This is a genomic window from Nostoc sp. CHAB 5836, assembly GCF_020829445.1.
In the GTDB taxonomy this organism is placed as follows: Bacteria; Cyanobacteriota; Cyanobacteriia; order Cyanobacteriales; family Nostocaceae; genus Nostoc.
Map to the genome: position 1 here is coordinate 27,920 of NZ_JAIVFV010000009.1, position 20,615 is coordinate 48,534.

At 42.8% G+C, this 20,615-nt stretch carries 21 protein-coding genes and 1 other RNA gene; 12 read left to right on the forward strand and 10 right to left on the reverse strand.

Annotated elements, in window-relative coordinates:
- Positions 1 to 503 precede the first annotated feature (503 nt).
- Complete coding sequence (locus LC605_RS03285; RefSeq protein ID WP_229546146.1) at positions 504 to 1,358, reverse strand: glycosyltransferase family 2 protein; 855 nt, start codon at positions 1,356 to 1,358, stop codon at positions 504 to 506.
- A 268-nt stretch (positions 1,359 to 1,626) separates the two neighbouring features.
- A complete protein-coding gene (locus tag LC605_RS03290; RefSeq protein ID WP_229546147.1) occupies positions 1,627 to 3,168 on the reverse strand; it encodes a helix-turn-helix domain-containing protein in 1,542 nt (513 codons plus the stop codon).
- A 453-nt stretch (positions 3,169 to 3,621) separates the two neighbouring features.
- On the opposite strand from LC605_RS03290, the gene LC605_RS03295 reads away from it, so the two are divergent.
- Positions 3,622 to 3,861, forward strand: coding sequence for a hypothetical protein (locus LC605_RS03295; protein WP_229546148.1), 240 nt, complete (start codon positions 3,622 to 3,624; stop codon positions 3,859 to 3,861).
- A 411-nt stretch (positions 3,862 to 4,272) separates the two neighbouring features.
- Here LC605_RS03295 and LC605_RS03300 read toward each other — a convergent pair whose 3' ends face one another.
- Both LC605_RS03300 and LC605_RS03305 read right to left on the reverse strand, forming a co-directional pair.
- A complete protein-coding gene (locus LC605_RS03300; protein ID WP_100899738.1) occupies positions 4,273 to 4,452 on the reverse strand; it encodes a hypothetical protein in 180 nt (59 codons plus the stop codon).
- Complete coding sequence (locus LC605_RS03305; protein ID WP_229546149.1) at positions 4,449 to 4,625, reverse strand: hypothetical protein; 177 nt, start codon at positions 4,623 to 4,625, stop codon at positions 4,449 to 4,451. The genes LC605_RS03300 and LC605_RS03305 overlap by 4 nt, the downstream gene beginning before the upstream one ends.
- Before the next feature lie 148 nt (positions 4,626 to 4,773).
- Here LC605_RS03305 and LC605_RS03310 point away from each other — a divergent pair, with 148 nt between their 5' ends.
- Together LC605_RS03310 and LC605_RS03315 are read left to right on the forward strand one after the other, a co-directional pair.
- On the forward strand, positions 4,774 to 4,998 hold the full coding sequence (locus tag LC605_RS03310; RefSeq protein ID WP_229484255.1) for a hypothetical protein: 225 nt from the start codon (positions 4,774 to 4,776) through the stop codon (positions 4,996 to 4,998).
- A 42-nt stretch (positions 4,999 to 5,040) separates the two neighbouring features.
- Positions 5,041 to 5,349: a putative toxin-antitoxin system toxin component, PIN family gene (locus LC605_RS03315; protein WP_229546150.1), complete on the forward strand. Its 309-nt coding sequence runs from the start codon at positions 5,041 to 5,043 to the stop codon at positions 5,347 to 5,349.
- Here LC605_RS03315 and LC605_RS03320 read toward each other — a convergent pair.
- On the reverse strand, positions 5,320 to 7,146 hold the full coding sequence (locus LC605_RS03320) for a DUF1565 domain-containing protein (protein ID WP_229546151.1): 1,827 nt from the start codon (positions 7,144 to 7,146) through the stop codon (positions 5,320 to 5,322). The two genes, LC605_RS03315 and LC605_RS03320, sit on opposite strands and share 30 nt — an antisense overlap.
- Before the next feature lie 541 nt (positions 7,147 to 7,687).
- Here LC605_RS03320 and LC605_RS03325 point away from each other — a divergent pair.
- Both LC605_RS03325 and thiS read left to right on the forward strand, forming a co-directional pair.
- Positions 7,688 to 8,803: a thiamine phosphate synthase gene (locus tag LC605_RS03325; protein WP_229546152.1), complete on the forward strand. Its 1,116-nt coding sequence runs from the start codon at positions 7,688 to 7,690 to the stop codon at positions 8,801 to 8,803.
- A gap of 90 nt (positions 8,804 to 8,893) precedes the next feature.
- Positions 8,894 to 9,106, forward strand: coding sequence for a sulfur carrier protein ThiS (gene thiS / locus LC605_RS03330; RefSeq protein ID WP_229546153.1), 213 nt, complete (start codon positions 8,894 to 8,896; stop codon positions 9,104 to 9,106).
- Between the two features lie 99 nt (positions 9,107 to 9,205).
- Here the strand turns inward: thiS and LC605_RS03335 are convergent, their stop codons facing one another.
- From LC605_RS03335 to upp, 3 genes are all read right to left on the reverse strand, one after another.
- Positions 9,206 to 9,484: a YggT family protein gene (locus LC605_RS03335; RefSeq protein WP_229546154.1), complete on the reverse strand. Its 279-nt coding sequence runs from the start codon at positions 9,482 to 9,484 to the stop codon at positions 9,206 to 9,208.
- Between the two features lie 129 nt (positions 9,485 to 9,613).
- Positions 9,614 to 9,967 carry a hypothetical protein gene (locus tag LC605_RS03340; RefSeq protein WP_229546184.1) on the reverse strand — a complete coding sequence of 118 codons (354 nt, stop codon included), beginning with the start codon at positions 9,965 to 9,967 and terminating at the stop codon, positions 9,614 to 9,616.
- Positions 9,968 to 10,042: 75 nt separating this feature from the next.
- Positions 10,043 to 10,693, reverse strand: coding sequence for a uracil phosphoribosyltransferase (gene upp, locus LC605_RS03345; protein WP_229546155.1), 651 nt, complete (start codon positions 10,691 to 10,693; stop codon positions 10,043 to 10,045).
- A 557-nt stretch (positions 10,694 to 11,250) separates the two neighbouring features.
- On the opposite strand from upp, the gene crtH reads away from it, so the two are divergent.
- From crtH to queF, 7 genes are all read left to right on the forward strand, one after another.
- Positions 11,251 to 12,753 (forward strand): carotenoid isomerase, encoded by a 1,503-nt coding sequence (gene crtH, locus LC605_RS03350; protein WP_229546156.1) that lies wholly within the window; start codon positions 11,251 to 11,253, stop codon positions 12,751 to 12,753.
- A 159-nt stretch (positions 12,754 to 12,912) separates the two neighbouring features.
- Positions 12,913 to 13,815, forward strand: a complete 903-nt coding sequence (locus LC605_RS03355; RefSeq protein ID WP_229546157.1) for a class I SAM-dependent methyltransferase — start codon at positions 12,913 to 12,915, stop codon at positions 13,813 to 13,815.
- Positions 13,816 to 14,295: 480 nt separating this feature from the next.
- Positions 14,296 to 16,122, forward strand: a complete 1,827-nt coding sequence (gene modB, locus LC605_RS03360) for a molybdate ABC transporter permease subunit (protein WP_229546158.1) — start codon at positions 14,296 to 14,298, stop codon at positions 16,120 to 16,122.
- Between the two features lie 37 nt (positions 16,123 to 16,159).
- An RNA gene (ffs, locus tag LC605_RS03365) (signal recognition particle sRNA small type) lies at positions 16,160 to 16,256 on the forward strand.
- A 25-nt stretch (positions 16,257 to 16,281) separates the two neighbouring features.
- Positions 16,282 to 16,668, forward strand: a complete 387-nt coding sequence (locus LC605_RS03370) for a phasin family protein (protein ID WP_229546159.1) — start codon at positions 16,282 to 16,284, stop codon at positions 16,666 to 16,668.
- A 256-nt stretch (positions 16,669 to 16,924) separates the two neighbouring features.
- The gene (locus LC605_RS03375) at positions 16,925 to 17,323 is read left to right on the forward strand and encodes a hypothetical protein (protein WP_229546160.1); all 399 of its coding nucleotides are present in this window, start codon (positions 16,925 to 16,927) and stop codon (positions 17,321 to 17,323) included.
- Positions 17,324 to 17,925: 602 nt separating this feature from the next.
- Entirely contained in the window at positions 17,926 to 18,339 is a 414-nt protein-coding gene (gene queF, locus LC605_RS03380) for a preQ(1) synthase (protein WP_229546161.1), read from the forward strand.
- Between the two features lie 99 nt (positions 18,340 to 18,438).
- Here queF and LC605_RS03385 read toward each other — a convergent pair whose 3' ends face one another.
- On the reverse strand, positions 18,439 to 19,836 hold the full coding sequence (locus LC605_RS03385; RefSeq protein WP_229546162.1) for a cytochrome c biogenesis protein: 1,398 nt from the start codon (positions 19,834 to 19,836) through the stop codon (positions 18,439 to 18,441).
- 30 nt (positions 19,837 to 19,866) lie between these two features.
- The gene (locus tag LC605_RS03390; protein ID WP_229546163.1) at positions 19,867 to 20,607 is read right to left on the reverse strand and encodes a cytochrome c biogenesis protein CcdA; all 741 of its coding nucleotides are present in this window, start codon (positions 20,605 to 20,607) and stop codon (positions 19,867 to 19,869) included.
- Between the last annotated feature and the right edge of the window lie 8 nt (positions 20,608 to 20,615).

The following is a 20,615-nucleotide window of genomic DNA, read 5'->3' on the forward strand; positions in this document are numbered from 1 at the left end:
GCCACTGCGCCCTTGCGGGTTCCCCGACTTGTTCGCTTTTAGCGTTCCCGCAGGGTAGCACGTGGCGTTTGAGGAACGAAACCCAACATTTTCTTTCTCTTTGTTGGGTAACGCTTACGCTCAACCCAACCTAGACATTTTTATTTTTAGTCTTAACCGAACCGTATTGACCCCCTTCCTGTTAAGCCGTAGGCTTGACAGGAAGGGGGTCAGTGTTATTCTTAACTAAGTTTGGGGGTTTAAGTCCCCTGGCTCTAAAGGCAGAACCTACCTTTGATTTCGTCACTCTTGGGATGTAGGTCGTTTTTTCAAAAATCAAATAGGAATTTTATATAAGTAAGTTGGCGCGAAAAAATCAAACTATGTTACGAAACATAAATAGGCTTAAAATCTTTACTAATGACCAATGACAAATGACAGCCTTAGCCAGTTAGCTTTAATTGCGCCGACTTACTTACTCGTTGAGATTCTGTGCTTGATTCTCTGCTCGTGTCAGTAGTTTGCTATTTTGTGAAATCATTTGAGAAGCCACCTAAGCGATAAAGTAATGTAGGTTTTGAGGTGCAAGCCGTCGGAACAGCCAGTTTTTTCAAATCGCGCAGCAGCTTGTCGTCTTCGCCGGAATGCAGCTGATGCTTTCCCGATGGCTCATCCTCGTTGAATTGTATTAGAGAAAATAACTCTCGATCAAACAGCCATTCCCCCATATCAACCATGCCATAGTCTTGCTCGCCAACATTTAGTGTTGGGCGATCGCGGATAATCGAATCATTTGGGTTCATAACTCCGTGTTGGCAGTAGATAGAGAACATCTGCTCAGATAGAGATCCCGGAGGTAGCCAGGGATAGCGATTTGGAATCACAAACTTACCGTCATGATTTATCAACTTACGCCAGCTATGAACAGCAAGAAAACCAGTCTTTTGGATCAAATCTATCAGCGTTGAGATATGGTCTTTTTCCCAAAGATTATCATCATCCAAAAAGCAAAAAAACCGTGTATTCACAAGACTATAAGCAATGTTTCGTAGTCGCGCCACTCGGTGGTAGGGATTACTGTTTTGATTTAACCTTGTATTGCCGACTGTGAGCTTGATGTGTGGGGGAGTTGGCAAATTTATGGGAAGCTTTTGACAATTGTCTCCGATTACCAAGAGTCTAATTGTCCCCGTAAAATCCTGCTGATAAACGCTCTCCATCGCCTGCTCTAATTGGGGACGACCAAGGGTGACAATGACTACAGATATACGACTTGAGGCATCCTGCAAACAATTTGGCAGTGTCTCTGGCTCATCCGACCATGCACCAGTTTGAAACTCAAAACTCTCCTGCGGCGAAAGATTCAATTCAGGTTTCATCTTTGAACCTTCTATTTCTCTTTTTAATGCCAGTTTACAACAGGTTTGATTTTTCACAAATGATTTAGGACTGCTAAGTAAGTCGGTGAGAATAAATCAAACTAGGTTAAGTAATATAAAAAATCTTGATATTAGTTTGTAGTGAACGCGAGTACGTCTCGTAGAGAGGGCTACCCTACGGGAACGCTTCGCGAACAGCCCTCAAATGAGGACTAAAGTCCTTATTACAAACCTTTAATTATTTACCCCGTTCTACTTATAGAAAAATCTAAAATTCTAATTTCCCTGGAATACTTCTAAATTCTCCTCTATAGATTTGAAAATCTAATTCCTTTTCAATATCATTCCAATATTTGGTGCGTGGACGTGGTAACGAATCAGCAAGCGCAGCGCAAATACTGTTATAGTTTGTTCTCCAAAATGGAATTTGTCTTAGGGATTCTACTTTTTCATCAAAATCCGCTAAAACTGGAATGTTACCTCCTTTAGCAAGAAAGAATTGAATATTCGGATCAGTGGTTAAGGCAAGTATCACTTTTACTGCATATTCCCTTAATTTAAGTTGAGCAGGATAGCGAGGTAGGGCAAGACACCATGCTCCCATAACAGGGGCTTTCGACAACCTTTGAAACTCAATTTCAGTAAGAGCTAGTGGATTCTTGCTAAGAGCATAAGTAATCCATCCAGGCCAAGCAAGAGCAGTAGCGATGTTAGAAGATCTTGCTAACAAGGAGGAATGAAGATCTGAATAATCCAGCCTGCAAGTAAAATCGTATAGCCAAGAGCGTGCTTGATTTGCAGTATTCAAATCAATTCTGACTGGATCATCAACGGCTCTATCTCCATCTTCATGACCTAAGGCACGTAGTATTTCCCAAAAGGCTACGACAAAATTACCATTGCCATCGTCACGAACAACTAAGGGAAGAAATTCCGCACTTAAAATAGCAGAATAGGAGTTCTTGTTAATAGAGTTTGTACTTTGAACAATAGAATAAAAATCTTCCATCATCCGCAGATTAAGATGTAGCAACTCTCGATTAAGCAGGTTACTTCCTGTTCTCTCTGATAGTTTATTTGCTACATCGCATCGATGAATTAATAATTGCACATTCCCTAAAATAGGAACCGCAACTATTTGATCTTCATATACACAAACAGAGCGAAATGATTCAAGGAATACCTTACCAAATAAAGCTTTACTGTTCAACCCAAATTCTGTTAAGTAGCTATCCAATGGTTCAATGTTATTCAAGTAAGCTGGAATCCAAGGATCATCTAGCATAATGATGTCGTAGAGTTCTGGCTTTTGAAATTTTTTTCTAGCTTCCTCATTTGCTAATTCAATAATGGTGAAATTTAGTTGAGAAAATGATTTCGGCAGAAAAGCATTAATAATATTCTCAAAATCCTTGAGGAGATCAGATATTAGCCTTGATGTTTCAGATGACAATCCGATTTTCAACTCTATACTAGATGGAATTACTGGATAAATGTTATTAGAATTATTAATATGTACGTCTGGTTCCTTATTTGATGAACTCCACTCCTCTGGATTAATGATATCCCTTGGGGTTAAATCTAAGACTCTAGCAATCTTTTCAATCGTCTCTAATTGCACTCTACGCCCCCAGCGCGGGTTAAACAGCCGCTTCACCCCATCGGTAGCTAAACCTGCCTCATTTGCCAGAGTCTCATAAGAAAATCCCTTGGAAAACCTTCTTTCTTGAAGTTTTCTAAGTCCGTCTGGACTTGCTATATACCCACGTTGCCTTGACTGTTTACCCTTTGTGCTTTCTGATTCAGTCATTGGTAGTAAGTAAAGTGACCGAGAACTGTCTTTACTATAATGGTTGCTGGCGAACAAGATCCATCCACAAGTTTTAGCCTCTCTTAAAGACCCACACATCAAAAGTAGTGCAGCAGATATTGCTCAGGCATTAAGCCGGATTTCTCACAAGACTTTAGGAAATCGAGGTCAAAAACTGCGAAGTGGATAAATGCAGATAGTTGTTTTTAAGCTATTTGCACTTAACTGCTCTTATCTTCTCTGGTTTGAATGAATTAGCTCCTATAAACTCAAATCATTAGGTAGCGTTCACTAAGTAGAGCGACGCAAATAAAGCTAACTAGCTAAGGCTGTCATTTGTCATTTGTCCTTCGTCATTTATAAGGGTTTAAGGTGTATTTACGTTTCGTAATATAGTTTGGTTTATTTTTGCCGACTTACTTAGATTCATCTCTCAACATCAGAAGAAGAACTATGAAAACCAATTTATCAAACAACAATAATCTACTGTTCAACTTGGCGTGTAAAGGACTCAAGTACTTTCTACTGACTCTACTTGGCTTTACGATCGCCTACATTATGTCTACAATTTTCGGCGTCGTTCCCATTATCGAGATACTACTGAGTGGAAGTTTGTGGCAATGGCTTCTGCGGATAGCAGTTTTCATCTTTTGTCTGTTTGCGATCGCCATCATTTTTGAGTCTTCGCGTTAACCGAAAGTTGGTAAAACGGAAAAAACTCAGCCTGCTGTATCCAGACGCAAGTCGCCAAATCAGCGCAGATATAAGGCAATACGCTTGGGTTAGCGTCAAAAACCTTGTATTGCGTAGGTTGGGGAGCCACTGCGCCCTTGCGGTTCCCCGACTTGTTCGCTTTTAGCGTTCCCGCAGGGTAGCACGTGGCGTTTGAGGAACGAAACCCAACATTTCACGGGGTTTGTTGGGTAACACTAAAGTTCAACCCAACCTACAATTATCCACAAAGCCAAGCGTATTGAGATATAAGGGTGTGCGATCGCGGGAATATCGGTGTTGCTGAATAAAGGCAAGTCCCAAAATTCACACTGAGTCAAACTGCTAAATTGAAAAAACCCCGTTGCTGGAATGTCAGTAACGGGTTTTACATTAACTAGCTTGATTAATACGCCGTTTTAACTCAGCCTCTAATTGTTCTGGAGTGCTGACCACTACCCCCGGTTTCGCTCTCATGATGCTGAGGTAATGCTGAAATGCCTCCTCATCCTGGGGGTTTGAGATCACATATTGTCTTAATTCTTGCTCATTAAGAGTTAAATAGTCTGTCATCGGATAATGTTCTCCCCATTACTAAGAATTTCTACTTGGATGGTTTCACCTATCAAAATCACGATTCGGCTTGTCCTCTCATCAAATCTAACCAATGCGATATCTCTAAACAAATTACTAGCCCGAACGCAAAAGTCAAAGAATGCTTTAAGTTGCTCGATGGTCGGTTCCATACCTCTTACTATTGAATAAAATTAAATCGGTTTATTCGTGACAAGTTAGAATAACATTGCTTTTGTCAATTATAAATTCCGCTGAAAAGACTGATAGCGATCGCACAAACGCACTAAAATTTAAGAACCTATGATGATGGGTACTAACATGGTATCGATCCCAATTACTTTGGAACAACTCATTACGGCAGTACAACAGTTGCAGCCAGACGAACGAGCAAAAGTCGCTAGAGCCTTGATTCAAATAGATTTACGTTCAGATTTGACGGCTTTAATTCAAGAACTTTATGCCGAACCCCCCGTGAATGAGATTACAGACGATGAAATCAGGGCTGAAATTAAAGCTGTGCGTCAGCAATCCCAGCAGGTCTGATGTTGCGAGTGGTCATCGACACCAACATTTGGAGAGAGCATTTTGCTCAAAGGGCGAGTTACATTGCCGATTTTGGCAGCATTTAATGAGGATAAATTCCAGTTGGTAATGAGTCAACCTCTCATGGAAGAACTCCATCTTGTTTGGAATCGCCCCCGTTTAAGACAGCAAATTGACTCTAGTCAGGCGATTCGCCTAGAACAACAATTGCAGTACCGCGCCTTATGGGTTGAGTTGAAAACTGTTCCGCCTAATTGTCGAGATCCCAAAGATTTGCCTGTGTTGGCTACAGCGATTGATGCCCCATGCCCAATTCCCTACTCAATTCAACGGCTCCATAATGGCTCTTAAACCTTTGCTAGAGAGTGTTTTGAGCATTTCTTTGGCGTTATATTCACTGCTAAACACTCCTGCTTGCATAACTCTTTGACCTTCCCAAACTGTGGGAAACGCACCAGGAGCAAGAAATCGCACTAAATCTTGATCCCGATCAGTTGCTAGTGTAACTACTACGCGATAAAGTACACCCAATTGTGTCCCAGAGTTACCCCCATAGGGTATACTTGCAGAACTTGTTTGCATATTACGAGTATTATCAATGGGGATATTCTGATCCAAAACTGGTAATTGCTGCTGTGTTTGATCCCTCATACTTGGAACTGGTGGCTGTGCCATTGAATTGGATGGGTACTGGGGAGCAGTAAACTCAATCGTATTAGGATCAATCCGCACATAATTCAACTGTGGTGTATCAGGAGGCTGTGCTGGACTGGAAGTTGCAATTTGAGTGTCAGTTGGTATTTGTCTACCCGACAAGCTGCTAGGAGTAGGAAAACCGGCAACTTTAGAGGTGGCTTGTTGTTGATTGGATATGGGCGCGGAAAGTGGTATATTAGCCGGCAATAATGGCAGCAGTTGACTGTTTAATTGTCCAGGAATCCCATTATTTGGTGAAATGCTGTTGCTGGTTTGCCCATTGGTAGTTTCAGAAACTCCAGGAGCCGAGAAGGTGATTTCACCGTTTGCTGGTATTTCTTGTAATACCTTGTTGGGGACTGGAGCGGGTTGAGAAGTTTGGGTTACTAGTGCTGTTGTACCGTTGATATCTACCTTGCCAGTGATGCGATCGCTGACAAGATTGTTACCAGCAGCAGATATCACCTGTTTAGCAGCGCTGGCGTTAATGTCGTAGCGAGCATTATTTTGAAATTGATTACCCCCAGGTTCGGATGCACTACCCAAATCTGGCATTGCTTGAGCGATCGCTACTAAACCGTCTTCTTTATTATCTTGAATAATATTATTCCGTAAAATCGGGCGGGCATTTGCTTGCACCACAATTCCCGTTCTATTGTTCTGAATTTGATTGCTTACGACTATCGGAGCGGCATTTTGGGCAATATTGATGCCAAAACCCGTTTGGTGAAAGACATTTTCCTGAATTTGCGGACTGGAGTTACCAGCAATTGTGATGCCATTAGCTCCATTGCGATCGAAGTAATTCTTGCTAATGGTGGGTGCAGCATTACCACTAATGGAAATACCATCTTGGGTACTGCCAGTAAATGTATTTTCTCTGACGACTAGGTTGCTAGATTCAATCCATAAACCGTAACCACGACCATTGGGGTTGGTCACCGTCACCCCAGACAGCCCTCCTTGGTTTGCTCCAACAATGGCGACGTTTTGACCGCCAAAGCTGCGGCTCAGGTAATCACCACCTCCCTGAATGATAATGTCCTTACCTTGATTGCTAGGGTTGCCTTGAATTGAAACCCCCGGTTTCAGCATTAAGGGGAAAACCTCTCCTGTCTCAGCATTATAAGTGCCCGTGGAGAGGATAATTACAGTATTGGCCTGAGCTAATCGCAACGCTTGGGTAATCGTTTTCACAGGAGTGGATTCGCTACCATTACCTGTGCTGTCATCACCAACATTTGGGTTGACAAACAGTACATTAACCTGAGAAATTGTTTTCTCACCCAGAGGTGCTGAATCTGGTATCAATGGAATCTGAGCGATCGCACTGCCAAGGCTACTACCTAGGAACGTCATACTTGCCGCCCCCATGCCGACAGTTAAAGATAATACTGAAAACCTAAACAATAAAAGCCTTGCTGATTCCAGAAACTTAAGCTTTGCAAGCATAATATCTACTCTACGGTACGTAGTAAGCACAGGACAAAAAATCATATCTAACACAATTACTTACAAGTAACAATAAATTCTTAGAGGTTGTTTGAAAAGTGGCTGATTGTAACTTTAGGCACTTGCTGATTACCCCTGACCCACGCCAGTTAGACTTTTCAAACAATCCCTGAGAGTATTATGTCGATAATATTACTCACATATTGACCCATTGGCGATATTTAATACATAGTAATAAATGATATTAAACATCTCCAGAAATTAATTACGCGTTGGTCAAAATCTTTGGTAGGCACAATTCGTGAATTGTGCCTACGTCAATTGGGCGAAATTAAATATGCGTTATCCAGAACCCTTGTAGAGACGTAGCAGTGCTACGTCAAAACAATTCTTTTTCACTAATCTTAGTGCTAAACTGTAGCCTCAAACTACCCTGATCACTGCCTATAAGAACATGGGATAATTGACCGTAACTCTGACTACTACATTTTTTTGGGTAGATTTAGTAAAAATTGAGTAAAAAAAAGCAAATTAATTAACTATGATTACTAGGCTATATGATAATTCACACTTTGATGAAAGCACTAACGGGGTTGTTGTAATGGTCGAGCCATACAGCCAAAAAGGGCAAATTCAGCAGGTTATCTACCGCATTTTAGATGCAAATTTAGACCGCGCTCGTGAAGGCTTGCGAATTATCGAAGAATGGTGTCGGTTTGGATTGAATAATGCCCAGTTGGCTCTTGAATGCAAGCGCTTGCGACAAGAGGTAGCCAAGTGGCATAGTTCCGAATTGCGGGCGGCGCGAGATACACCAGGCGATCAGGGTACTGAGTTAACCCATCCTCAGGAAGAAGAACGAGCTAGTATTAAATCAGTCTTGCAAGCTAACTTTTGCCGCGTAGAAGAAGCGTTGCGGGTGCTGGAAGAATACAGCAAGCTTTACCAGCCAAATATGGCTAAAGCTTGTAAGCAGATGCGCTATCAGGTTTATACACTAGAAAGTAGTTTAATGGGCCATCAGCGCCATCAATTGTTGTGGCGATCGCATTTGTATTTTGTTACTTCGCCTAGTGAAAGTTTGTTGAACACCGTCGAAGCTGCACTCAAAGGTGGATTAACACTCTTACAATACCGCGATAAAACCACAGATGATTCTTTGCGTCTAGAACAAGCTAGAAAATTACGGCAGTTATGCCACATTTACGGTGCTTTGTTCATCGTTAACGATCGCGTGGATGTAGCTTTAGCGGTGGATGCGGATGGGGTGCATTTGGGACAACAAGATATGCCCATTGCTGTTGCTCGGCAATTACTCGGTTCCCAGCGTTTAATAGGTCTTTCTACCACAAATAAAGACGAAATGCAAGGAGCAATTGCTGAAGGTGTAGATTACATTGGCGTGGGGCCAGTTTATGAAACTCCCACGAAAGTAGGTAAAGCAGCAGCAGGTTTAGAATATGTCAGCTATGCAGCTAAAAATTGTTCAATTCCCTGGTTTGCTATTGGGGGAATAGATGCTAATAATATCAATGATGTGATCGATGCTGGAGCCGAACGTGTAGCGGTGGTGCGATCGCTCATGCAAGCTGAACAGCCTACCCTCGTGACGCAATATTTGCTTTCCCAACTCAATCGCATTAAACCAGAATCTTAAAAGAGTCATTTGTCATTTGTCATTTGTCATTGGTCATTTGTCATTTGTCATTTGTCATTCTCCACCAATGCCCAATTTCCAATATCGCTTATGTCTAATGAAATTACGGTTCAGGTAAATGGGGAAACCCATAGCTGTTCGTTTCAAACTTCTTTACCCGCCTTACTCCAACAGTTGGGTTTTAACCCTCGTTTGGTAGCTGTGGAGTATAACGGTGAAATTTTACACCGCCAGTTTTGGCCGGAAACAAAAGTGCAACTAGGCGATCGCTTAGAAGTGGTGACTATTGTCGGTGGTGGTTAGGTTTTTAAACCCTATTTTGCCGGCATTTTACTTATAAAAACAAGTGTAGAGACGCTTTTACACTTGGCGTCTCTACACTTGTTTTTATAAGAGTAGTAATCAAAATCCCTGTGCGAATGGCAGACGAGTTAGGGTTCTCAGAAACTCTCCAGCTAGGTTGAGTGCTAAGAAAGCTAAGATCGGAGAAAAATCCATACCACCTAATGGCGGAATAATTGAGCGGAATAGATTCAGATAAGGATCGGTTATCTGGGCTAAAGCAGCAAATGGCTGATTATACCAGTTGATTGTCGGGAACCAAGTCAACAAAACCCGGATAATTAGCAAATAGCTATAAAAGCTGACAAAGGTAACTAGTGTCGTAATCAGTAAACTCATGGATAGCTTTGTTTCCTACTAAGTGTCAAACGCGGTCTTATCTTTTAATTTTAATTTAGTCCAAAGTCAAAAGTGTTTGCGGATTCCACATTTACCATACTCGATACTTTCACCACGCCTGAACAAACTTCAGGAGTCTTTAGTGAGGGAACGGTCATTGGTTGCTTGGGGTGAACCGCCATTAACATTTCCCAGTTGTTTTCGCACATCATCAATTGTGGCATTTAGCTGGGCAATTTTATCTTCTAGCGATCGCCGGGCCGTTTCTATGCTGTTGCTCTCACTTTCTGAGGCTTTCATCTGACGCCGCTTTGCTGCTATTTTTCTCGCTTCGCCTTGGCTATCTGTCAGTTCTGTCTCCTCCTCTGCTAGCAATTCTGGCTCGCGTCGAGAAGCAATCAGTGCCCCGATGACACCACCAAATACGCCACCAACAAATGCCCCTGTGACAAAACCACTGCCAAAACTATCTCTTTGACTCATATCTTTACCGCCTTCAACAAACCTTGCAACTTTTACAGTAGTTATGCTATTTTTCTGCCCTAGCTGCATACTAGCTTAAGTCCCAAAGATGCGATCGCCTGCATCTCCCAATCCTGGTACAATATATCCCCTGTTGTTCAGTTTTTCGTCAATAGTAGCTGTGTAAACTATTAAACCTGGATAAGCTTCACTCAATTTTTGCAAAGCTGGTGGAGCCGCTACTACACAAACAATCCGCGTTAAGGCTGGATCAGCACCCCGTTGTGTCAATTCTGCCATTGCCACCATGATCGACCCTCCTGTTGCCAACATTGGATCGGTAATTAATACTCGTGTTTGGGGGTCAAATTTTTCTGGTAACTTATTGAGATAACAATGAGGTTGCAGTGTCTCTTCGTCTCGTGCCAAGCCCAGGTGGTAAATCGATGCTAAAGGTAGTAAAGTCTGCGCTCCCTCTAGTAATCCTAGCCCAGCCCGCAGAATCGGCACTACTGCCATAGGTACTTGCGGGTCAATCACGGTTGCTGGACAAGTATCCAAAGGACTCTGCACCATTGTTTCTTGAGTCGGCAACCAGTCTCGCGCAGCTTCATAAGTCAGCCATCTTCCCAACTCAGTCATGGCACTGCGAAATAATACTGAAGGCGTGCCTGCATCACGGGCAACTGCCAGCCAGTGTTTGATCAGGGGATGGGGTGGAACATAAACGCGCAATTGTAGCGTCATAGCCAGAAATAGGCGCCTTTTGATTGTACTAATAACTGAAACACCATAATACTCTTTCCTGCATCCGGCTGACAGCTAAAAATTAACACTCTTAATTTTATTGATAAATATTTTCATTAGTATTTGACATTAATTGTCAATCAAGGATATACTGTTATACAGTGTTCTCCTCTCTTTTAAGGATCGGCAAACGGGATTAGCCAGCAGCAGCAGGCTTGTCCCTCTTTTTTTGATTTGTCATTGGTCATTGGTAAATATTGAAGGATTTACGCAAAATCATGAAAAAACGAACCGCAAACGCGAGTGCGTCTCCCCCTGGGAGAAGGACACAAAGGAATAAGGTTTCAGAGAGTTATTGCGTAAGTCCTATAGGAATCCGATTTGATTTTTGAACAAAATTAGGTATTTGTAGGGTGCGTTAGTAACGCACCAAATCCTGACCAATGGTGCGTTACGCTGTCGCTAACGCACCCTACGTATCTTTTCAAAAATCAAATATGAGTCCTATATATTGGTTGACTCTAGACAAAGGACAAATGACAAAGGACAAATGACAAATGACAAAAACACAAAATATTGACGCGATCGTGATTGGGTCTGGGATTGGCGGATTAGTAACAGCGACCCAGCTGGCGGCGAAGGGAGCGAAAGTGCTGGTACTTGAACGTTATTTGATCCCAGGTGGTAGCGCTGGTTATTTTGAACGCCAAGGCTACCGATTTGATGTTGGCGCATCAATGATTTTTGGGCTGGGACAGAACGGTACTACCAACTTACTCACCCGTGCATTATCAGCTGTAAATGTCAGCCAAGAAGCGATCGCAGATCCAGTACAGATTCACTATCATCTACCCCAAGGTTTAGACCTGAAAGTTGACCGGATTTATGAAAAATTTTTGCAAAATCTTACTGCTCATTTTCGTCATGAAGAACAGGGGATTCGTCGCTTTTATGACGAATGCCAAGAGGTATTCAAGTGTCTCAACAGCATGGATTTACTGTCACTGGAAGAACCTCGGTATCTACTGCGGGTCTTTTTCCAGCATCCTTTGGCGTGTCTCGGCTTAGTCAAGTATCTGCCCCAAAATGCCGGGGATGTGGCACGGCGCTACATCAAAGACCCGCAATTATTGAAATTTATCGATATGGAATGTTATTGCTGGTCAGTGGTTCCATCAGCCATGACACCAATGATTAATGCTGGAATGGTCTTTTCTGACAGGCATTATGGCGGAGTTAACTATCCTAAAGGCGGAGTCGGACAAATTGCCCAAAAATTAGTAGAAGGTCTAGAAAAGGCTGGAGGTAAGATTCAGTACCAAGCTAGAGTCACCAAAATTATCATAGAACAGGAAAAAGCGGTAGGCGTGCAGCTGGCTAATGGTCAAGTATATCGGGGTAAACGCATAGTTTCTAATGCTACACGGTGGGATACATTTGCACAATTACTACCACCTGAAGCAATGCCAAATAATGAGAAAAAATGGCAACAAAATTATCAAAAATCTCCAAGCTTTTTGAGTTTACATATAGGGGTAAAGGAGTCAGTTTTACCTGCGGGAACAGAGTGTCATCATATTTTGCTGGAAGATTGGGAAAAGATGACAGCAGTAGAAGGCACAGTTTTTGTTTCGATTCCCACATTACTTGACCCAGACTTAGCACCAAATGGATATCACATCATTCATGCCTTTACACCTCACTGGATTGATGATTGGCAAGAACTTTCTCCAAGTGAGTACGAAGGGAAGAAAGAAGAGGCGGCTTGGCGAATTATTGACCGCCTAGAGAAGATTTTTCCAGGTTTAGATGCCGCATTGGATTATTTAGAAGTGGGGACACCGCGCACCCATCGCCGCTTTTTGGGTCGTGAAGATGGCACATACGGGCCAATTCCCCGGCGGAAGTTGTGGGGGTTGTTGAAGATGCCCTTTAATCGCACAGCTATTTCAGGACTTTATTGTGTAGGCGATAGTACTTTTCCGGGTCAAGGGTTGAATGCAGTCGCTTTTTCTGGGTTTGCTTGTGCCCACCGTATTGCCGTAGATTTAGGATTGTGAACTACTCCGCCGTAAGACGGACTGAGCTTGCTAAAATCCCACCCCCTGTGGGTGAGTTAATGTTCCCTGTTCCCTCTCCCTTGTAAAAATTACTTGCGGTTAATGCGGAGTTGGGAGTATAACATAAAACAGACTTAGCTACTCATGGGAATAATCCTAATGACTCAATTAGCAAATGTGAAATCCAGTTTGAATGACTTTGAATTACGAGATGGTATTTATTTTCCCAACAACTACGAACAATTGAATAATACTAAACATAAGAAAACTTGGGATGCAATAGGTAAAACCTATTATGGTTCCCAAAAAATTGAAAAAGTTGCAGATACATCGCCTATTAAACAAGATTATACTCTTTTAACTGGTACACCTGGAGGTACTTGGAATAAATTTCCATTGAATAAATCTGTTGATTCTATTTTGGAGATTGGTTCTGGTTATGGTCGCGCACCTTTGCATCTCTCTAAAGCTAAAAATCTCAGATGCGAAAAATATTATGGGATTGATATTTCTGAGCCTTTATTGCGGCGGTTAATCAAGGTTAAACAAGAATATAATTTTTTCCCTGAATCGGAATTTCACTTAATTTGCAATTCTGCTGAAACATTGCCTTTAGAAGATAATTCCATAGATTTGGTAATTTCTAACTGCGTCTTTATGCATATCCCAGATGCACAATTAAGAAATTTGTTGGTTGAAATATCTCGCGTACTTAAACCTGGTGGAATTTTTGTTTTTAATCATTCCTTTCACAACAAGTCCTGCCCTTCTCATATTATCCATAATTGGATCAGGAAGCTGAACCCATTTGTGAGAAATCCAGTCTATCTCAAGCAATATACATCTGCTGAAATAGATGAAATGTTAGCAACTGCTGGGATGAAAACGAAATGTCCACAATACATTGTTGAAGCAACAGAAGAATATGCAATTTTGCCGGAAACTATTAAAGGAATTCCAGTACCATTTGCTAATGCTATCAACAGAAGTCTTAAGCCATCAGGTAGTTTAAAACAAACTTTGGCTTATGGTTTTAGTGCCTACAGCAGTCAACTGGATTAATTACAGCTATTTTCATCTACAGGACTTACGCAAAATCATGAAAAAACGAACCGCAAAGGACGCAAAGGAACAAGAGTTTCAGAGAGTTTTTGCGTAAGTCCTAATCTATTTGAACCACACGTGTCGTAGGGGTACAGCAATGCTCATTGGTGTCAACTTAAGCTCAAACGCTTATCCCACAGGCATTTTACCCCACCCCTCAATCCCCTCCCCGCAAGCGGGGAGGGGAGGTTTTGGCTTTAGACAAAACCGGGGTGGGGTGACGCGGTGAGTGATGGGAAGTGAGTGGACTCTTGATCATTCCTTCCTTGGGTTTCACGTTAAGTTGACACGTATGAGCAATGCTATGCCCCTACATCATTATCTCGTTTTTGCGATTTTCTTTATTGTTTTTGCGGTAATCTACCAACTTTTCCCAAGATATATAGATTAAAGTTGGTAAATTAGGGATTAGTTGAGCTAATTCTTGCCTACGCAACTATGCCATTGGATTTATCGCCTCTTTGGATATCACTCAAAACTTCATTACTTGCCACATTGATCACCTTCTTTTTGGGTATCGCTGCTGCTTACTGGATGCTGGGATATCGTGGCAAAGGTAAATCGTTGATTGAGGGTATCTTTATTGCGCCATTGATTTTACCACCCACGGTTGTTGGTTTCTTGTTGCTGCTATTTTTTGGCAAAAATGGCCCTGTAGGGAAACTGATGCAGGCTTTTGACTTCACCATCGTCTTTACTTGGTATGGTGCAGCGATCGCAGCTACCGTAGTTTCTTTCCCTTTAATGTATAAAACTGCACTGGGAGCATTTGAACAAATAGATGGTAGTCTGCTACGAATAGCTAGAACCCTTGGTGCAAGCGAAGCCACAATCTTTTGGCGCATCAGTTTACCCCTAGCACTACCCGGCATTGTAGTTGCCACAATGTTAGCTTTTGCCCGTGCTTTAGGAGAATTCGGGGCGACGTTGATGCTGGCTGGTAACATTCCCGGACTTACGCAGACAATCCCAATGGCGATTTATTTTGCGGTGGAAGCGGGAGCAATGAATGAGGCTTGGTTTTGGGCGATCGCAATTATGGTGATTTCTCTATCTGGAATTATTGCAGTCAACTTCTGGCAAGAATTGAGGGAAAGGAAGAGGGGAGTAGGGAGCAGGCTTGCGGTGAGCGTAGCCGAACGCGAGCAGGGAGCGGGAGGAGAAAATCTTTATACTTTGCGCTCTAGCTTTGAATCTGGTGGATTGCTTGTCAACATTGAAAAAATCCTTCCTAGTTTTCACTTAAAAGTTGCTTTCACTGCTGATCAGCAACCCTTGGGATTGTTAGGAAGTTCTGGAGCAGGTAAGAGCATGATTTTGCGCTGCCTTGCAGGGATAGAAACGCCCACAATCGGGCGCATAGTTTTAAACAACAGAGTACTGTTTGACTCCGAACAAGGAATTAATTTACCCAGCCGCCATCGCCGCATCGGTTTTTTAGTGCAAAATTATGCCCTGTTTCCGCATATGAGTGTGGCGCAAAATATCGCTTTTGGCTTACCCAAAAACCTATCTGGTGGGAGTATTCGGGTGCAGGTAGAGGAGCAACTAATAGCGATGCAGTTGCAGGGATTAGGCGATCGCTATCCGCACCAACTTTCTGGGGGTCAACAACAACGGGTAGCCTTAGCCAGAGCATTAGCAAGTCAACCAGAAGCATTACTTTTAGATGAGCCGTTTTCGGCACTTGACACTCATCTGCGTAGCCAATTAGAGCAGCAAATGACAGAAACTCTTGCTGGCTATCAAGGTGTGACTCTATTTGTCACTCATAATATGGAAGAAGTTTATCGGATTTGTCCCAATCTATTGGTATTGCAGCATGGTAGAGCCGCTCATTATGGTAGCAAACATGATATTTTCCAGCATCCTGCTACTGTGAGTGTCGCCCAACTTACCGGATGTAAAAACTTCTCCCGTGCTGTTCTCCAGTCATCGCAACAACTGGAAGCCATTGATTGGGGTTGTACTCTTCAAGTCATAGAACCAATCAAGAGCGAATTATCCCACGTCGGCATTCGTGCCCATCAGTTCATTTTTACCAACGAGCGATCGCAGGAAAATACCTTTCCCTGCTGGGTAGTACGGACAAGTGAAACGCCCCATCGGATCACATTATTTCTCAAATTACATACCCCTGGCAAGAATTCTCAAGATTACCATCTGCAAGCTGAAGTCTTCAAAGAAAAATGGGCGACGATGAAAGACCAACCTTTTCCTTGGTATGTGCGCTTAGATCCCCGGCGGTTAATTTTGATGGAATGACACACACTTACTGACTTTTCATGTTATGCTTACAGCAGACCTGGATCTATGCGATCGCAACACCCAAATCTTGTCAGAACCGGAAGGTAGCAGCAACACGGGAGGCTTGTGGTAGGCGTAGTCTCCGGGTCGCCCTATTTTTAGGAGCCTTCAGCAACAATGGCTGGTTTTGGAGATATTGTTCAAAAAGCTTTTTACCTCGGAGTTGGATTAGCTTCTTACGCAGGTGAGAAAGCAGGGGGAAAATTAGCCGAAGTGCGATCGCAAGTCCAAAAGCTGGCAGATGAAATGGTGGCAAAGGGCGAAATGAACACAGAAGAAGCCCGCCGCTTCGTTGAAGAGATGATGAAGCAAGCCCAACAGCCCCAAGGATCTGGTGAGACCTCTGAGAAAACACCCCCTTCTGAACCTCGGCGCATTGAAATTTTAGAGGAAGATGAAGAACCAACGGTGAAAGAGGCATCAGCTGATGAGAACGTAGATAAATTACGCCAAGAAGTGCTAGACCTGCAAGAAGAGTTAAAGAGATTGCAACGCGATCAATAAAAAGCATTTTTTGATCGAAAAATAGCAAGAAGTGGCACTTTGACATGACACTTCGCATAGAAACTTGATAAGATACATTGTCTAGGAATGTGGATTAAATAAAGTGCAAAACTTGGTTTAAAAACTTTTAAATACCAAGTTAGCTGATGAACAAGAATTGTAAGTTAATCAATCCATATTCCTTAGTGTGTATTCAAGTGCTTCAACCCAGATAGCACAAACCGTCCTGTTTATAGCCTGTAAGGGCGTCAAGTTTATGGAACAGTGGCAAAAAGATTTAGTAGAAATCGTCGAAACAGTAGCTGATGAAGTAGAGCGTTTCTTCCTGGGAATGAGTGAAATGGTAGAAGCCTTTTTTGAGCTAACGGAAGAAATGACCGAGCAAGTACCTAGCATTGTCACTGAATTCGATCAGTATTTACAGGATTTGGCTGAACCAATGTTTGAAGCTTACTGGGAACTAGAGGACATGGTAACAGATATAGACCCGGGTTTTCCTTATTCAGTTGAACCCACAGCAGAAAAAAATCCTGCCTGTATCGGTTGTACTCACTACCACGGTCAAGTTTATGGTGGTAATTTGTTAGTCTGTGCCATGCATCCCCACGGTTGTGAAGATGAGAATTGTGTAGACTGGGAGAAGGAAGAGTATTAAGGGGGAGTTAGGAGTTAGGAGTTAGGAGTTAGAAGTTAGGGGTTAGGAGTTAACAGGGTAAAAAATGACTCAAAAGACGTCAGGAACCCCACGTCTAAATGCGGGGGCTTGAAAAAGCCTTAACCTGACCAGACTCAGTACGAAGGCGTACTACGTTAGAGGCAAGAGTTCAAGACCTACCAAGGGATGCGAAGCTAGTCCCTTGCTCTAGAACCGAACGATTAAACAGGCTTAAAGGGTTAAACCAGTGTCGTTTGGAAAGTACCGACCTCTAACATTGTCGAAGCTCACATAACCCCGCAAGGGAGGCTCAACTGAGCAAAACATTGTGCGTACAGGGTTGTCAAGTTTGAAACGGTAATTGTCCTGTTGAAAGTACAAAACAAAAGTACACCGAATACAGCAACCCCAAGGCGATAATGTGAGCCAGCGCGTTGGGCGGGTTTCCCGACTTGAAGCGACTGGCGAACCCGTCAGGGTGACTGCGAATAAATTCGCCTGCCCCTTACCCCCATGCATGAATGCAGGGGCTTCCACGGCGCGAGGATTTTGGTGAAGATGGTTAGAATAACCAGTGACAAATGACAAATGACAAATGACAAATGACAAATGACAAATTACCAGAAAGTGTATCCCAGACAAGCCAAGAAATGAAGTATGGCGAACGTGACATTGCGGAAGGTAAACTAATTACCTTTCCAAACCCACGTGTGGGGAGGCGATATGATATTAATATTACTTTGCCGGAATTTACTTGTAAATGTCCATTTTCCGGGTATCCTGACTTTGCGACAATTTACGTTACCTATGTACCTGATGAGCGGGTAGCGGAATTGAAGGCGCTGAAGCTTTACATTAACAGTTACCGCGATCGCTATATTTCCCACGAAGAATCAGCCAATCAAATTTTAGATGATATTGTGGCTGCTTGTGATCCGTTGCAAGTCACGGTGAAAGCAGACTTTACGCCTCGTGGCAATGTACATACTGTGGTTGAAGTGCGTCACCAAAAGTAAGATCACAACTTTGAAACCCATAGGAACGCAAAGTAAACCTCTGCGTTCCTCTGCGATTTCCTTCTCTGCGAGACGCTTCGCGAAGGCGTTCCTCTGCGTTTAAACTTCAATCACTGCCTCTTTCTCCTCACCTTTTGGCTGTGAACTCAGCCGATCTAAAATCTCTAAAACCTCTTGTTCAAAAGCAACTTGGGCGCGATTAGTTTTGCCACCCACATACAAGCGATCGCCTTTTTGCAATGCCCATACTTGCGAATGAGAGAAGTAACTCATCACCACACCCAGCATTAGCAACCCAAACCCTGAATAAACAATTGGTATGCCTGGATCGGCTTTAATTTGCAAGCCAGTGCTACCAATCACATCCAGAATTTTCAGCTTCACGCCATTCACTTCGGTGAACATCCCAGCGCGGACAGTATCAACGAGTTTGCCAGTGGCATCATAAATTAATACCATCCCTTGTAAGTCTTTGGCTAACAGGGAGACACCCTCACTCAAATCCGGTTTAGTCGGTACCCACGTTCCCCAAATGCGCCCCTTACCGTTGGTGTTCAATTGCGCCATCGGTAGCTGAAAAATCGGGCTGTTGTTAAATTGGACGCGAACCCCTGCAATTCCCCAATCAGTTTGATAGAAAGTTATACCATGATAGCGCAGAGGCTCGTTGACAAAAATCTTCTTGTGGTCAATTTCCTGTCCCTGATTATTCAAGACAGACATATCTGAATAAAATTGATCAATGCCGCCAGATGGAGTGTAATCAATCCAAAAACGATTGACGCGCACAGACCAATCTTTCGGGATTTTTGCAGCTATTGGCCCAGCATCGACAATATTTCTCACCTGAAATGTATCGCCACTAGCAACCATTTCTTGAGCCATAAACCCAGTCATTGCCCCCCAAATTCCCCCTAGCAGAATAGCGACGATGCCAATATGAACGATAATTGGGCCGATGCGTCCGACTATTCCTTTGCGGGCATATAGGAGATTTTCTTTTTCTTGATCTGGAAAAATTTTATAGCGGCGTTTCTGTAATATTTCGCTGAGAGAATTTAGCGAACCAGTATCTAGTTCTGCACTTAAAGCTAATTTTTGAAATTCCCGTGGTTCTTCGTAATATTTCCAGCGCTGGGCAGCTTTTAAGGCTGGTAACTGACGGGTAAATGAACAAGCAGTTAAGCTAGTACCAAATAAGATGAGTAATGCTAAAAACCACCAGGTACGATATACGTGGTCTAATCCAACTACCTGAATTACCTTCCAAGTTAGGAAACCAAATAAAGCTGGATGTTCTGGGTAATTAACTTGGTAAAATGCGGGTGACTGACCTTGTTCAATTACAGTACCGGTGGAGCTAAAGATTGCAATCAATAGCAGTAGTGCGATCGCCAGTCTTAAGTTGGTCAGTACTGGTAAAAGCTCTTGGCGTAAGAACTGCCCAGGTATTGCCCACCATTTTAATTCTTTGGATGCTGAATCTTCTAAAGTCATTAGGTGTAAAATATAACAAAGGTATTGATATTAAAAACTGCCAAGGGGAATCCGAGAAATTAAGGAAAATACACCGAATCCTACCAATAGTGCCCCACTAACTGGATTAATCCAACCAGACCAGCGACGCAACTCTAGTAATTTTTTAATTGAAGCTGTAAAAGTACCTGCTAAAATCAATGGTGCTACATAACCGGCTGTGTAACAAAGTAGCAAAACAGCGCCTAAAATTAAGTCTTGTGTATTGACAATCCAACTCAACAAGCTGGCTAAAACAGGCGTGCTGCAAGGAGATGCGACTAAGCCGAAAGTTAGTCCCAGCAAATAGGAACGCAATCCTGCTGGTAAATCTGGCGAAATCCAATTGGTTTCACCCAAGGATGGAAATTGCAAAGGCAATGCTTCTAATAAGTTCAGCCCCATGAGAATGGCGATAATGCTGACGATAATCGGCAAACCAATTCCCACTTGACCGTAGACTTTTCCGACAAGACCTGCTATAATCCCTAGCCCTGCCAATGTAGTTGCTAATCCCAAAGCAAACCAAGTTGATTGGGCTGCTGCTTGCAAGCGGGTTTTTGCTTCATAACCACCGATGTAACCAATGGTAATTGGTAGCATCGAAAGCATACAGGGTGTGAGACTGGTGAGCAAGCCAGCCGCAAAGATGATGCCAATACTCACGACGCTAAGGTGTGTCAGTTGGTTAGAAACGAGGCTGTTGGCAAATTGTTCTAGCTGGTAAATTTGGGTTTGCAGGTGATCAAACATGAGGAGTT